The following is a 14,650-nucleotide window of genomic DNA, read 5'->3' on the forward strand; positions in this document are numbered from 1 at the left end:
TTATATTATTTATTTTTTATCTTCTTCATCTAAAGGAACAACAGCTAAGTCGCTCACTCTTGCACCGTCAGAAATATTAACTATTTTTACACCTTTAGCGTTTCTTCCAAGTTCTGGTATAGAATCAGCTTTTATTTTTATAGTCATATCATCGGTAGTAACAACCATGATCTCATCTTTATCACCAACAGTTTTTACGCTTACAACTTTGCCTGTCTTGTTATCAAGTTTTATATAAATCTGACCCTTTCCGCCTCTTCCTTTAACATTAAACTGTTTTGAAGAAAGCCTTTTTCCTATGCCATTTTCGGTAATAACTATTAATGATTCTCCTTTATGTATAGCATTGCCTGATACGCATATATCATCATCGTCTAAAGATATACCCTTAACACCGCCTGCTGCCCTGCCCATTTTTCTGATTTTCTCTTCAGTTATTCTCAAAGCAAGACCAGTAGCTGTAGTCATTATAAAATCATCTCCAGTCTGAACTGCAGAAACAGCCACAAGCTCATCATTATTTTCTAATGTTAAAGCAAGTATTCCTCTTTTCTTAGCATTTTCAAGATGTTTTAATTCCATCTTCTTTATAGTACCCATTTTTGTAACCATTATAATTGACTGCTTAGGATCAAAATTGGAAACTGTAAAATAGCTTGTGATTTTTTCTTCAGGAGCTAGATTAAGTATGAATTTAATACTTTTTCCTTGAGAAATCTTGCTTAAAGCAGGTATTTCATGCACCTTCATCCAGAAAGCCTTGCCTCTGTCTGTAAAAATGAATAAATAATCTTTTGTAGAAGCAACGAATAAATGCTCTATATAATGCTCGCCCTGAGATTTACCTCCTTGAACACCTACTCCGCCCCTTCCTTGCGTACGGTAGCTTGAAGCGGGTACTCTTTTAATAAAGCCCTGAGTTGTGATTGATACAGCAACATCTTCATCATGTATCAAATCTTCTTCATCTATTTCTGTGTCATTAGTTTTTCCTATTATTTCGCTTCTTCTGTCATCGCCGTATTTTTCTGATATTTTTTTAAGTTCATCTTTGATAACAGCAAGTATTTTTTCTGGGTGAGCAAGCAAATCTTCACAGTAAGCTATAAACTCTCTTAATTGCTGTAATTCCTGTTCTATTTTTAATTTTTCTAAAGCAGTTAAGCGTTTAAGAGGCATATCCAGTATAGCCTGTGCCTGTTTTTCTGAAAGTTTGAATCTTTCCATAAGAGTATTTCTAGCAGAATCTGTATTCTCACTCTCTCTTATTATTCTAATAACTTCCTCAATATTAGCCTGTGCTATGAGTAAGCCTTCTAATATATGTGCTTTAGCTTTAGCCTGATTCAAATCATATTCTGTTCTTTTAGTAATAACTTCAACTCTATGATCAACAAAATATTTTATAAGCTCTTTTAAATTTAGAACTTTAGGCTCTCCATTAACTAAAGCAAGATTAATTATACCGAAAGTTGTTTCCAAATCAGTATGCTTCCATAACTGATTAAGAACTATCTGAGTAGCAACACCTTTTTTAAGTTCTATTATAAGACGAATACCAGCTCTGTTACTTGATTCATCTCTAATATCAGCAACACCTTCAATTTTTCCCTGTTTAACTAAATCTGCTATTTTTTCATGCAAAGTAGTTTTTACAACTCCGTAAGGAAGTTCTTTTACTACTATAGCCTCTCTGTCTCTTTTTGTTTCTTCTATTTCAAGTCTTGCTCTTAATTTTATTCTTCCCTTTCCTGTAGTATAAGCTTCTTTTATGCCTTCTTTACCATATATAATACCAGCAGTAGGGAAATCAGGACCTTGAACATAACGCATTAAATCTTTAATTTCAGCATCCTGATGATCTATGTAATAAACTACAGCATTTACAACTTCTTTCAAGTTATGAGGAGGCATATTAGTAGCCATACCAATGGCAATACCCATACTTCCATTAACTAAAAGCTGAGGAACTGTTGCTGGAAGAACAGAAGGCTCAGTTCTAGAATCATCAAAGTTTGGTACGAATTTAACAGTTTCTTTTTCTATATCATTAAGCATCTCTTCAGCAAAACGCGTCATTCTAGCTTCTGTATAACGCATTGCTGCAGGAGGGTCATCATCTATAGAACCAAAATTACCCTGTCCGTCTACAAGCAAATATCTCATAGAGAAATCTTGTGCCATTCTAACCATTGTACCATAAACAGCAGCATCTCCATGCGGGTGATAACGTGCTAAAACCTCACCTACTGTAGCTGCCGACTTTTTATATGGTTTGTCATGCGTAAGATTAGCATCATACATGGCATATAGTATTCTTCTATGAACTGGCTTTAATCCGTCCCTTACATCAGGCAATGCCCTTGACACTATAACGCTCATAGCATAGGTTAAATAGGACTCTCTAAGTTCATTCTCTATCGATATATGATCTACTCTTTTTAAGATGTCTTTTGTCAGTGTGGAATATTGTCTTTCTTCCGAGCCATCTTCATTTTTATTCTTTTTTACTGCCATAACTTATTATCCTTAAAAAAATATTGTTTTTATTATAACATTTTAGTGTAAAATTATCAATATAACATAGTCTATATATATGTAAGAAATTTATAAGTTATACCTGTTTTTTATATAAAAAAGCACATATCTGTTATAAAAAATAATCAGATATATGCTTATAATTTTATAATCTCTTATTTTATATTATATTTTTGTATAATTTTATTTTTATACACTTCGGCCTGAGTACCATAAATAGCCTGTATTCCGTTTCCTGCTCTTAATACTTTTTTAGATTTAAGAGAAGTCCATACATCATCGCCTGCAACTTTACTTGGATCTTTAACTGTAACTCTTAATCTAGTAATACATGCATCTATATTATCTATATTATCAACTCCTCCAAGTGCATCAACTATAGAATCTATTATACTGTCATCATCAGCTTGTGATGCTTTACTATCTTTAGAACCTTCTTTTTCATTATAGTCGGCTCTTCTATATAATTTTACTTCGCTTCCTGCTCTTCCAGGAGTTGCAAAGTTAAATTTAATTATTAAAAACTTAAATACAAAATAATATACAACCGCATATACTGGAGCTAATATTAATATCCATTGATAAGAAGTTTTACCCATACCCTGAAGTAATCCAAAGAACGTGAAATCAATTAACCCCCTTGAAAAAGTGATACCCACAGCAACATTCAATACATACATAAGCATATATGCCAAACCTTCCAATACAGCATGAACAACATATAAAGGAGGAGCTACAAATAAGAATGTAAACTCTAAAGGTTCTGTAATACCTGTTAAAAATGAAGTTAAAGCAGCAGATAATAATATACCTTTAGCTTTTGATTTGCTTTCATCATCAGCTACATGATACATAGCTAAAGCAGCAGCAGGCAAACCAAACATCATAGGCAAAAATCCTCCTGTCATAGTTCTAGTAGCAGCTGCACTGAAATGTGTTACTGTAGGGTCTGCTAATTGAGCAAAGAATATTCTCTGTCCTCCTGCTACCATTTTACCGCCTACCTCTAATACGCCTCCCAATTCAGTATACCAAAATAAAGGATATATAGCATGATGAAGTCCGAATACATTTAATATCCTCATAGCAAAGCCGTAAAAGAATGTTCCTATATAACCAGTAGCAGCAAAAAGCTCTCCTGCTTTTACTATACCCTTAAAAATACTAGGCCATATAAAAGGAAATATTGCAGCCAATGGAATAAAAAATACCATAGTCAAAACGGCAACGAATCTGTTTCCGCTGAAAAATGCTAAATAATCAGGCAAAGTCTGATTTGCAAATTTATTGGTTATAAATGCTGATAATAAACCGCATATAATACCTCCGAAAACCCCAGTCTGTAATGTAAATATTCCTAATTCTCTGGCATATAAGGCAGCAGTACCAGCAGCCTCTCCTGAACTCATACCTGCAGCCATTAAAGCATCAACTGTTGTATTATCAGGCGTATGACCTTGAAATTTTAATATAACACCTATAACAGTATGAAATAATAAAAAACCTACAACAGCAGAAAGAGCAGCAGTTTCTTTACTCTTATTTGCCATACCTATAGCTATACCTACCGCAAACAAAAGAGGCAGATTAGCAAATACAAAATTACCCGCATTGAATAATAGAACTAAAATATAATTTAAAGGCTTTCCTGATTGCAAAAAAGTTAGATTATATGTTTCTATTAAAGTAGGACTTGTAAAAGCTCCGCCTATACCTAATAATATACCCGCCATAGGAAGTATGGCTATAGGAAGCATGAAAGACCTTCCTATTTTCTGAAGCAGTGCAAATGAATTTTTCATTTTTTGATTTTCTCCTGATTATTTTGCATATTTATATTGAACAATTATAACATAATAGATAAAAATTGATATAATACTTAATTTTTTATAAAGATTCTATAGCTTTTACAAATTTTTCTGCTATTTGCTTAGGTCTTGTTATAGCTCCGCCAACAACAACAGCTAATGCCCCCATTTCTATAGCCTTTTTAGCCTTATCAGGAGTATCTAAATTACCTTCTCCTATAACAGGTATTTTTACAGATTTTAACACATCTCCCAAAGTAACTAGAGGTTCATTGCCTTTTGTGTAATCGGTATATCCGCATAATGTTGTACCCACTATGTCAATACCTATACTCTCAGCATAAACAGCTTCAGAAACATCGGAAATATCGCCCATTATAATTTGATTAGGATATTTTTCTTTTATTGCTTTCACAAAATCCTTTAATTCAACTTTGTCAGGTCTATCCCTTTTTGTAGCATCTATTGCAATAATATCAACACCCTCTTTTGATAATTCATCTATTTCTTTCATAGTAGGCGTAATATATACATTGCAGTCGCCGTAATTTCTTTTTATTATTCCAATGATAGGAAGATTAGTATTTTTTTTGATTTCCTGTATATCAGCAACCGTATTTGCTCTTATGCCGCCTGCTTTAGCCTGATCTGCAGCCAAAGCCATTCTTCCCATTATAAAAGAACTAAATAGTGGTTCATCCTCTAATGCCTGACATGATACTATAAGTTTACCTTTTATTTTATTAAAAATTTCATTCATGTATTAACTCCTTATTAATTTATAATAAGGATTATAATACAAAAAGCAATTATTTTAAATAATCCTCTCTGCCTAAAACTTTAGCTAGATGCTCAACAACAGTTTGACGCTGAACAGGTTTAACAACATATCCTTCTACTTTTAGTTTTAAAAATTCCATCAAAACACCCTTATTAGCATAGGATGTAACTACTATTATTTTTGAATCAACATCTAAAGCTCTTATCCTCTTTAATAAATCAACCCCATTCATCTGCGGCATTTCAAAATCTATCATTATAATATCAGGCTTCTCCTCTGCCTCTTTTAATTTCTTTAAAGCATCCATTGCCCCATCAGATTCCAGCATAACCTCAAATTGTTCAGATAAAAGTATTTTCTTCTCTGCCATACGTATAGTGCTAGAATCATCTATAACCATAACTTTATAAGGCTGATTTGTTTTGATATTAATTCCTAATGGACTACTGCTCATATTAATTATACCCCAAAATATTTTTCATACTATTAAATCTATAAAATTTGCTGATATTGTCAATTATTTTTTATAAAAATTAAAGAAAAAAAATATTTTTTGTTCAGTAATTTGATTTTTATACATTTTTTGTTATTATAATTGAATGAATATATCAGCTAAACTGCATAGTTTAATACAAGAAAAAAATACAGATTTGGACTCTTCCTACTTGATAGAAAAAAATAAAGACGGAATAATAACTATTTCTAAAAATGGAAGGGCTGTACATAGTAAATATAATATAAACAATGAATGCCGAAAATCTCTAGAGAAAATTAATAAAAATAAAAACCTCCTAATAATATACGGCTATGGACTCGGGTACATTCTGAAATTTCTGCTTGAAAATATAAATGATTACTTTAATCAGAAAACTACTCAAACATTGAAAATAGTTATAGTTATTGAAGATGCTAAACTGTTCAAATATTCATATTATAATATATATAATACCGATAACAAGAATGTATTTTTTATATATAAAGATGATTCTATAGATTATGTAAATCAATTAATAGATTATAAGAGTATAAATGGTATTAATTTGGTGATACTGCCTTCTCTCACAAAAGAAGAAAAAGAGAATGCAAATAATTTTTATAGTGAAATACTTGCGGATATGGAAAAAGAAATATCTAATATATTCACAAATATGTATTTTGAAAATATATGGACTAAAAATATAATATTCAACAGCGAATTTATTAAAAACTCTGCTGATATATCTATATTAAAAAATGCATTCAAAATGTTAAAAGCATTATTAATATGTCCAGGTCCTACATTAAAACATAGCATAGAAATTATAAAAAAAGAAAGAGATAATTTTTTAATAATATGTGTTGATACAAGCTATAGTGTATTATGTAAACATGGTATAGTGCCAGATTTTGTTGTAACAGTTGATGGAGGTTTTTTTAATTCATTAGATTTTGTTTATGAAAATAATAGTTTTCCATATCTGGTAATGGATATGGCATGCAATAAAATAATACCTAGAAATATTAATAGCAAGTCCAAAATTATAAGATTTACTTCAACTGATAACTTAGGAATTATGGAATATATAAAAGAATTCGCATCGATATCACATTTAACAACATCAAATACTGTAGCAACAACTATGATTGATTTTGCATACTATTTAGGTTTGCAAGAGGTTCTTTTAATAGGATTTGACAACAGCTATCCTTTTTATCAAAGACATATAAAGCATGCATTATCTTATGAATATATGGTAAACAAAATTAATAAATTAAAAACTTATGAATCTTACTATTTCAATACTATAAGAAACAATACAAATATAGATAATTATCCGCCTACAGAATTTATATTTGAAAGTCAAATAGAGTATTTTAATGATTTCAAAAATAAATATTCAAATATGAAAATAAAAAGATTAACTTATGAAGCTGTTAAAATAGATTCTATTGACGAAGGAAATATTAATGACTTTCAGCAAAACAATGCAAAAGAAAAAGCATTAAATATAGCAAATAATCTATTTAAAGAAAACGGCAGTCAAAATATTAAAGAAGCATATATAAATTTAATAAGCACATTAGAAGAGTTTAGAAATATCATACTAAATATATATAACAACTTGAATAATAACCCTGATAATATAGATAATATATATACTGACACTATAAACATAATAAAAGAATATCAAAATAAAGTGAGCATATTAAAAACTATACTTTCTGCCTCAATTATGATGTGTGAAAGAGGAGAAAGAGATAATAAAGAAAAACTTATATTTTTATTAATGGAAAGTTTAAGAAATATAAACTACTTTATTACAAGAATATCTATAATAATAAAAAAACTATAAAATTATGAAGTTAGAAATTATATATGAAGACGAATATATATTGGCAGTCAATAAAAGTGCCGAAATAGAAGTTGATGAAAGTTTAATAAAAAAATTAAAAGAACAATATAATCGTATAAACAATTTATATTTAGTTCATAGAATAGATAAATACACATCAGGAATAGTAATACTTGCAAAAGATGAAAATACTAAAATCTACTTTGAAAAGGCTTTTAAAGAAAGAAAAATTAATAAGATATATCATGCTATAACAGAAGGCACTATAAGAAAAGAAAGCGGATGTATAGATATATCAATAGGTATTGACAAAAAAAATCCTAATAAAAGGATTCCTTTATCTATTAAAGACGGAGGAGAGGCTGCTGTAACATACTATAAGATATTAAAAAAACTTAATGAACACACTTTAGTGGAATTAAAGCCTGTAACTGGAAGAACACATCAAATACGAGTACATCTTTCATATATAGGGCATCCTATAATAGGTGATAAAATATATTCAAAAAATGCTGGTATTTACAAAATGAAAGGTTTTGCTTTAATAGCTAAAGAGATAAATTTTATTCATCCTATCACAAAAAAAGACATAAAAATCACAGTAAAATATAATAAAGAGTTCTTAATAAGGCTTAAACTATTAGAACAATCAAAAAGAACATAATAATTTCTTTTTTTTATTGACTTTTTTCCTAATAATTATATATTTTCTTTAAAAAAGATAATAATTATTTTTATTATTAAAATAATATTGAAGGAGTAGAAAAATGACAGTTACATTTCAAGGTGCAACACAAAATTTAGAAGGTGCTCAATTATCAGTTGGTTCAAAAGCATTGGATTTTACAGTAGAAAAAACAGATTTAAGCCCATGGAAACTTTCTGATGCAGGCAATACTGTAAAAATCATATCATCTGTACCATCTTTGGATACACCTGTATGCGATGTACAAACTAAAAGATTTAATAAAGAAGCTGCTGCTCTTCCTGGAGTAACAGTTGTAACAGTGTCAGTAGACTTACCTTTCGCTCAAGCTAGATGGTGTGCTGCTGCTAATGCTAGTTCACATATCGTAGCTTCTGACTACAATCAAAAAGATTTCGGAAGAAAATTCGGTACTTTATTAAAAGAATTACAGCTTTTAACTCGTGCTGTATTCGTACTTGACAAAGACAATACTGTTAAATACGTACAATACGTTCCAGAAATCACTAATGAACCTGATTATGATGCTGCTTTAAAAGCTGCTAAAGCTCTTTTATAATTTTTAATTAAATTATAAAATTATAATATAAAGGCATATCTTTAAAAGGTATGCCTTTTTTCTTTACATTATGTTTGCATATATAATAAAACTAATTTATAATTTGCTCAATGTAAAGTTGATGTAAGGTTATGGAGGATATTAATATGAGCATATACGATTACACCGTAAAAGATGCTGAAGGCAAGGACGTTAAATTAAAAAAATATGAAGGCAAAGTTTTACTAATAGTGAATACTGCAACTAAATGCGGATTTACAAAACAGTATCCAGCATTGCAGGACTTATATAAAAAATACAAAAAAGAAGGTTTTGAAATATTAGACTTCCCATGCAATCAATTCGGAGGTCAGGCTAAAGAACCTATAGAGGAGATTGCTGAGTTTAGAAAAGAAAAATTTGGCATAACATTCAAACTATTCGACAAAGTAAAAGTTAATAGTAAAAATGCTGATCCTTTATTTATTTATTTGAAAGCAGAAAAGCCTACTGAAGAAGGCATTGAAAAAATAAGATGGAACTTCGGTAAGTTTTTAATAGACAGACAAGGAAATATAGTAGGACGTTATGATCCTAGAGTAAAGCCTGAAGAGCTTGATGAGATAGTAGGCGAACTTGTAAAAAAATAATAAATAAAAGTTAAGAGCTTTTATATATAAAAGCTCTTTTTTATTTAAAAGTTATTGATTTAGAAAAAATTATTTATTTAATTATAAAAAACTTGTTTGCTAAAGACAATGACATTCTTACAGGTATCAGGTACTCACAAATTTTTTATTATAATTTTTCTATTTCTTCTATACTTAATCCTGTATTTTCGCTTATAATTTTTATGTCTATGCCTGAATTTTTTAAACTTTTAGCTATAGATATCTGCTGCTGCCTTTTACCTTGTTCTATACCTTTCTTAAAACCTATATCTATACCTTCTTTTTTTCCCTCTTCTCTTTCATATTGAAGCATTACTGCCTGTCCATAAAGAAAAGCATCTCTTTCATTATAGGCTGACATTTCTTTTTCATCAGCTACGAATCTTTTATATTTATCTATTACTTTAGGCATAATAATATTACCTCCTATAAGTTTCTTAATATTTTTTTCTAAATCTTTAGTTGTAAAAAAGTCAATCCAAGATAAAAGTTTATTTTTATTATAATCATCTATACTAATATTTTTTAATATTTCTACAAATCTTTTAATCTCTACAAAATGTATCTGAAAAGCATCTAACTTAAGAGTAGGATTATTAATATCTGATAATTGAAGACATTTATGTTCTTTTTTTATATCAGTTTCACTACTTATATTTAAATTAAAATTTATAAAACTAATACTTATCATCTGGCTTACATTAATATAATCTTCATTTTCTTTTAATTCAGAAGCTATATTTTTAGCTATGTAATATAGTATTCTTTTTATAAAGTTATTATTTCCTACAAGCTGTATTTCAATAATTATTTTTTTACCGTCTTTAGTTTTTGCTTTAACATCAAGTATAGACTCTTTTAAATTTTCATTTTCTGGCAAATTATAAGGATTAATAATTTGAAGATTACTTACAGACTCAAAACCTACATCATTTAAAACAGCATTAACAATATTTTCTAATATATCTTCATCACCTTCAGTACCAATCAGATATCGTACAAATAAATCATTAAGTCTGTTAATCTCTTTCATAGTTTAATTATACTAAAAACATTTCAATTTGTCAAAGTTTAATAGTTTTTATTTAATAAAATAATCAATAAATATTCTTTTTTAAATAAGGCTTTAATTTTTCAAAATCATAAAGTGCTATAACAGCATGCGGAAGTACAAATGATTATGCATCCTAATACTATCGTATACTTTTGTAATTGAAACACCTGCAGACATTAAAGTTTCAGCATAATAACTATCAGATTTATTTATTACATCAATAGTAAAGTTATCTTCTCCAATTTCTTTATAATATTTGCTAATTTCGCTTTGCAAAGTTTTTCTAAATTTATCGCTGTCATGATAAAGTCAATCTTTTTATTAATATATAATGAAAAATTTGACATTATTGCTACTCCATCATATTCTGTACCGCTTGTAAAACATTAAATCAATATTATTTAACTGAGCATTATTTATTTTTAAACTAAATTCTTGAATTATTATAATAAAAAGCAGACAATTAGGCGGTATTTTTAGCCATTTATCCGCTTATATGTATTTGAAATTAATACAATTGTATTTATAATATCAATCTATATAAGACTTTTTATTAATAGTTATATTATATGTAATATGGTACTTATACAAAATAAATGATTTGTTATATTAGTGGCATCTAAAAAAGCAGATAAGTACATTATATTTAGCAGTGTAAATATCTTTTAATAAGCCGAGTTCTTATTATTAAATAGATATAGAGAGTATTATAAAATAGATTTTAATTAATTTGACAATTTAAATAATTATAAAAGAGTTATAGATATGAATAAAAATATAAAAATAGAAATATGTGTTGATTCCGTAAAGTCCTGTATAAATGCTGAAAAAGGAGGAGCTGACAGACTTGAGCTTTGCGGAAATATGTTTGAGGGAGGCACAACAGCTAGTTTCGGAGTCTTAGAATTAGCAAGAGAAAAAGTAAATATACCAATATATGCAATGGTGCGTCCTAGGGGCGGAGATTTCTGCTATGATGACATTGAATTTGAAATAATGAAAAGAGAAATAAAACTTATGAAAAAATTAAAAATTGACGGCATAGTATTCGGCATACTCACAAAAGAAGGAAAAGTTGATAAAGAAAGATGCAGTGAACTATTAGATTTATGGGGAAGCAGTAAAGCTACTTTTCATAGGGCAATAGATGTAAGCTGTGATTTAAATGAGTCTTGTAAAGATATAATATCCATTGGTTTTGAGAGAATACTTACTTCTGGAGGCGAGGCTAATGTTATGAACGGTATAATAAAATTAAAAAAATTAGTTTCAAAATATAATGATAAAATAATAATAATGCCAGGAAGCGGAATAAATGAAAGAAATATTGAGTATATAAAAGACACTCTAAAAGCTAATGAATATCACATGACAGCAAACAAAACAGTTGAAAGCGTAATGCAATACAGAAATGAAAATGTATTTATGGGGGCAACTTTAAGAGCTTCAGAGTTTAGTGTACAATATACAGATGAAAAAAAGGTAAAAAATATAAAATCAAAAATATAATAATTTTGGAGTAATTTTATGGCTTTAAATGATAAAAAAATAGAGGCGGAATAAGAGCTGCCATATTTCATTTAGGTGTATTAAAATGGCTTGCAGAGGAAAATGCTTTAGAGAATATAGAACATATATCAACTGTATCTGGGGCAAGCATATCAATAGCTTTGGTATATTCTTTTAATAATAATAAATTCCCAAGCAGTAAAGAATATAATAATGTATTAAAAAAAATCAAAAATGCTGTTATGAAAAAAGATATAGAAAAAACATCTATTTTTTCTTTGATTTTTCACCCATCAAAAATATTTAAAAAACCAGAAATAATTTCATATAATATGAAAAAATATTGGAATATGAACGGTAAAATTTCAGACTTGTTAAAAACTCCAAGATGGTCTATAAATGCCGCAACTGTAGAAACAGTAAAAAGATTTTCTTTCTCACAAAAACATATAGGAGATTATGAATTGGGATATACTGAAGATTTAAACTATGATATATCTATGGCTACTGCTTTTTCGGCCGCTTTTCCAATATTAGTAGGAATGCAGAAATTTAGTACAGAAAATAGAAAATGGATAGACAATGAAGGCAAGGAAATAAAAAATATCCCTAAATATATATATCTATGGGACGGCGGAGTTTATGATAATTTAGGACTTGAAGCTATATATAAAATGGATAATGGCTGAGAATTCAAAGATAATATCAACTTTACTGTTGTGGCAAATGCTTCTAGTTTTAATGATAAGTATGCCGTAGGAAAAATGGATATTAAAAGACTTTTAGATATTTCTATGAGTCAGGTAGATGCTTTAAGGACTAGAAGCTACTTTGATTTTGTATCGAGAAATAAAAATGGAATATATGTAAAAATAGGAAATCATGCTTCAAAAATATTAAATATGTCATCACTCGATAAAGATAAAAAAAAGAGATTATAAAAAATTATGATACAGAAGAAAATTGTCAAAAAGTAAAAGATTATAAAACTACATTATCAAGTCCTAATGAAGAGAACTTTGATATGATTTTAAGGCATGGATATGAGAATGCAAAATGCTGCTATTTAGGTTATTTTTAATAAATATATATTGACATAAATATTTTTTATATTATTGTTGTTAATAATTTTCAGTGAATTAACTTTATTAGTAATGAACAAATGAATAATAGAAAACATGAATTAATATCATCATTAAAATATGCATTTCCTTTTACTATACCTGTTCTTATAGGCTATATTTTTTTAGGTATGGCTTATGGTGTACTTATGAAAGCAAAAGGACTTGATACTTCTCTTGCTGTATTTTTAAGTTTATTTGCTTATTGCGGAAGTATGCAGTATACGGCTATTAATTATTTGTTTTTAGCACCTTTTAATCCTCTGTATGCTCTTATACTTACATTAATGGTTAATTCAAGAGTGGCATTTTACGGAATATCTATGGCTTCTAAATATAAAGGAATTGGAATATTAAAACCATTCCTTATATTCTCATTAAGCGATGAAACTTTCTCAATATTATGTTCTGCTAATATACCTTCAAATATCAATAAAAAATTATTTCTGTTTTTCGTGTCTTTTATAAATTACTGCTATTGGAATATAGGCACATTGTTAGGATGCTTGATAGGCTCATTTGTAACTTTTAATACAAAGGGGCTTGATTTTGTTTTAACGGCTTTATTTGTTGTGATATTTACAGAACAATGGCTTGACAGTAAAGATCATAAAGGTGCTTTAATTGGACTTGTATGCTCTGTACCTATTTTAATATTTAAAACTAATATATTTATAATACTTGCCATGATATTAATATTTATAGCTATAAGCATTATTTATAAATATAATGAAAATGTAAAAATACATGAACAATAAAGAAATATTTATAACAGCTTCAATGATTGTGATAGGAACTGCTTTTTTAAGATTTCTTCCATTCATTATAATAAACAAATCATTATCAGAAAGCAAATATATAAAGTTTTTAGGAAAAATGCTTCCATACTCTATGATATCTCTTCTTGTAATATACTGTTTAAAAGATATTAATATTCTTAAATTTCCTTATGCCATTCCAGAGTTAATTTCTATAGCAGTTATAATAATACTTCATATATTAAAAAGAAATGTATTGTTAAGTATAGGGCTGGAACTATAATTTATATGTTTTTGGTTCAGGTAATATTTGTATAATTGATAAAAGTATTAAGTTTAGTTATATTAAATTTATAGTGTCATTCATTATATTTATGAAATATGTTGCTGAATAATTGAAATCTTTTTTTAGGGCTGAATATAAGTATAACCTGCCCTTTTATATCCTTTTTATCTATAAGTCCGAAATACCTGCTGTCCTCACTTACCTTTATATTATCCCCCAATACAAAATATTGATTGCTTCCTACTAAATATAGTCCATCATCTTCATTAGAAAAAATATAATATTCATGTTCTATAAGCTCATCATTCAAATATAAACCGCCGGCTTTAATTTCAACCTTATCACCTTCTACACCTATTACCCTTTTTACTAGATTACTGTCTTCATAATTAAATACAATAACATCAAAATTTTTTATGCCGTTAAATATAAAATTTCTTTTTAATAACAGTATTTGATCCCCTTCCAGAAATGTAAGTTCCATAGATTTATTTGTAACAATATATGATAAGTGTACATTTAATAATTATAAATTCTCTTTCAAATG

Annotated in this window: 15 protein-coding genes and 1 pseudogene; 9 read left to right on the plus strand and 7 right to left on the minus strand. The window is 28.3% G+C overall.

Annotation, left to right across the window (positions count from 1 at the left end; all coding sequences use genetic code 11):
• Window positions 1-9: 9 nt before the first annotated feature.
• From gyrA to Q0J69_RS01320, 4 genes are all read right to left on the minus strand, one after another.
• Window positions 10-2,517 carry a DNA gyrase subunit A gene (gene gyrA / locus Q0J69_RS01305; RefSeq protein ID WP_297203580.1) on the minus strand — a complete coding sequence of 836 codons (2,508 nt, stop codon included), beginning with the start codon at window positions 2,515-2,517 and terminating at the stop codon, window positions 10-12.
• A gap of 176 nt (window positions 2,518-2,693) precedes the next feature.
• Entirely contained in the window at window positions 2,694-4,340 is a 1,647-nt protein-coding gene (locus Q0J69_RS01310) for a PTS transporter subunit EIIC (RefSeq protein ID WP_297203582.1), read from the minus strand.
• Window positions 4,341-4,425: 85 nt separating this feature from the next.
• Window positions 4,426-5,106: an N-acetylmannosamine-6-phosphate 2-epimerase gene (locus Q0J69_RS01315; protein ID WP_297203584.1), complete on the minus strand. Its 681-nt coding sequence runs from the start codon at window positions 5,104-5,106 to the stop codon at window positions 4,426-4,428.
• A 49-nt stretch (window positions 5,107-5,155) separates the two neighbouring features.
• The gene (locus Q0J69_RS01320; RefSeq protein ID WP_297203586.1) at window positions 5,156-5,581 is read right to left on the minus strand and encodes a response regulator; all 426 of its coding nucleotides are present in this window, start codon (window positions 5,579-5,581) and stop codon (window positions 5,156-5,158) included.
• Window positions 5,582-5,726: 145 nt separating this feature from the next.
• On the opposite strand from Q0J69_RS01320, the gene Q0J69_RS01325 reads away from it, so the two are divergent.
• From Q0J69_RS01325 to Q0J69_RS01340, 4 genes are all read left to right on the plus strand, one after another.
• Complete coding sequence (locus tag Q0J69_RS01325; RefSeq protein WP_297203588.1) at window positions 5,727-7,460, plus strand: 6-hydroxymethylpterin diphosphokinase MptE-like protein; 1,734 nt, start codon at window positions 5,727-5,729, stop codon at window positions 7,458-7,460.
• A gap of 4 nt (window positions 7,461-7,464) precedes the next feature.
• On the plus strand, window positions 7,465-8,124 hold the full coding sequence (locus Q0J69_RS01330) for an RluA family pseudouridine synthase (protein ID WP_297203590.1): 660 nt from the start codon (window positions 7,465-7,467) through the stop codon (window positions 8,122-8,124).
• Window positions 8,125-8,227: 103 nt separating this feature from the next.
• Window positions 8,228-8,725, plus strand: coding sequence for a thiol peroxidase (tpx, locus tag Q0J69_RS01335; protein ID WP_297203592.1), 498 nt, complete (start codon window positions 8,228-8,230; stop codon window positions 8,723-8,725).
• Between the two features lie 146 nt (window positions 8,726-8,871).
• Window positions 8,872-9,354, plus strand: a complete 483-nt coding sequence (locus Q0J69_RS01340; RefSeq protein WP_297203594.1) for a glutathione peroxidase — start codon at window positions 8,872-8,874, stop codon at window positions 9,352-9,354.
• A 148-nt stretch (window positions 9,355-9,502) separates the two neighbouring features.
• Here the strand turns inward: Q0J69_RS01340 and Q0J69_RS01345 are convergent, their stop codons facing one another.
• Both Q0J69_RS01345 and Q0J69_RS01350 read right to left on the minus strand, forming a co-directional pair.
• Window positions 9,503-10,408: an Rpn family recombination-promoting nuclease/putative transposase gene (locus Q0J69_RS01345; RefSeq protein WP_297203596.1), complete on the minus strand. Its 906-nt coding sequence runs from the start codon at window positions 10,406-10,408 to the stop codon at window positions 9,503-9,505.
• 117 nt (window positions 10,409-10,525) lie between these two features.
• A complete protein-coding gene (locus tag Q0J69_RS01350; protein ID WP_297203598.1) occupies window positions 10,526-10,705 on the minus strand; it encodes a hypothetical protein in 180 nt (59 codons plus the stop codon).
• Window positions 10,706-11,194: 489 nt separating this feature from the next.
• Between Q0J69_RS01350 and Q0J69_RS01355 the strand changes: the two genes are divergently transcribed.
• The 5 genes from Q0J69_RS01355 (at window position 11,195) to Q0J69_RS01375 (ending at window position 14,100) form a co-directional block, all read left to right on the plus strand.
• Window positions 11,195-11,938 (plus strand): copper homeostasis protein CutC, encoded by a 744-nt coding sequence (locus Q0J69_RS01355; RefSeq protein ID WP_297203599.1) that lies wholly within the window; start codon window positions 11,195-11,197, stop codon window positions 11,936-11,938.
• 50 nt (window positions 11,939-11,988) lie between these two features.
• Window positions 11,989-12,627, plus strand: coding sequence for a patatin-like phospholipase family protein (locus Q0J69_RS01360; RefSeq protein ID WP_297203912.1), 639 nt, complete (start codon window positions 11,989-11,991; stop codon window positions 12,625-12,627).
• A gap of 30 nt (window positions 12,628-12,657) precedes the next feature.
• Window positions 12,658-12,879, plus strand: coding sequence for a hypothetical protein (locus Q0J69_RS01365; RefSeq protein ID WP_297203601.1), 222 nt, complete (start codon window positions 12,658-12,660; stop codon window positions 12,877-12,879).
• A 221-nt stretch (window positions 12,880-13,100) separates the two neighbouring features.
• Entirely contained in the window at window positions 13,101-13,817 is a 717-nt protein-coding gene (locus Q0J69_RS01370) for an AzlC family ABC transporter permease (protein WP_297203603.1), read from the plus strand.
• Window positions 13,807-14,100, plus strand: a complete 294-nt coding sequence (locus tag Q0J69_RS01375) for an AzlD domain-containing protein (RefSeq protein ID WP_297203605.1) — start codon at window positions 13,807-13,809, stop codon at window positions 14,098-14,100. The genes Q0J69_RS01370 and Q0J69_RS01375 overlap by 11 nt, the downstream gene beginning before the upstream one ends.
• 76 nt (window positions 14,101-14,176) lie before the next feature.
• Here Q0J69_RS01375 and lepB read toward each other — a convergent pair.
• Window positions 14,177-14,608 (minus strand): annotated as a pseudogene (gene lepB, locus Q0J69_RS01380) (signal peptidase I); the annotation flags it as partial.
• Window positions 14,609-14,650: the final 42 nt, after the last annotated feature.

The organism is uncultured Brachyspira sp. (assembly GCF_944388875.1).
In the GTDB taxonomy this organism is placed as follows: Bacteria; Spirochaetota; Brachyspiria; order Brachyspirales; family Brachyspiraceae; genus Brachyspira.

Coding starts and splice junctions, on each gene's coding strand:
- Q0J69_RS01355 (WP_297203599.1), top strand. CDS start 11,195: ATGAATAAAAATATAAAAATAGAAATATGTGTTGATTCCGTAAAGTCC.
- Q0J69_RS01320 (WP_297203586.1), bottom strand. CDS start 5,581: ATGAGCAGTAGTCCATTAGGAATTAATATCAAAACAAATCAGCCTTAT.
- Q0J69_RS01315 (WP_297203584.1), bottom strand. CDS start 5,106: ATGAATGAAATTTTTAATAAAATAAAAGGTAAACTTATAGTATCATGT.
- gyrA (WP_297203580.1), bottom strand. CDS start 2,517: ATGGCAGTAAAAAAGAATAAAAATGAAGATGGCTCGGAAGAAAGACAA.
- Q0J69_RS01330 (WP_297203590.1), top strand. CDS start 7,465: ATGAAGTTAGAAATTATATATGAAGACGAATATATATTGGCAGTCAAT.
- Q0J69_RS01370 (WP_297203603.1), top strand. CDS start 13,101: ATGAATAATAGAAAACATGAATTAATATCATCATTAAAATATGCATTT.
- Q0J69_RS01345 (WP_297203596.1), bottom strand. CDS start 10,408: ATGAAAGAGATTAACAGACTTAATGATTTATTTGTACGATATCTGATT.
- Q0J69_RS01325 (WP_297203588.1), top strand. CDS start 5,727: ATGAATATATCAGCTAAACTGCATAGTTTAATACAAGAAAAAAATACA.
- Q0J69_RS01375 (WP_297203605.1), top strand. CDS start 13,807: ATGAACAATAAAGAAATATTTATAACAGCTTCAATGATTGTGATAGGA.
- tpx (WP_297203592.1), top strand. CDS start 8,228: ATGACAGTTACATTTCAAGGTGCAACACAAAATTTAGAAGGTGCTCAA.
- Q0J69_RS01310 (WP_297203582.1), bottom strand. CDS start 4,340: ATGAAAAATTCATTTGCACTGCTTCAGAAAATAGGAAGGTCTTTCATG.
- Q0J69_RS01340 (WP_297203594.1), top strand. CDS start 8,872: ATGAGCATATACGATTACACCGTAAAAGATGCTGAAGGCAAGGACGTT.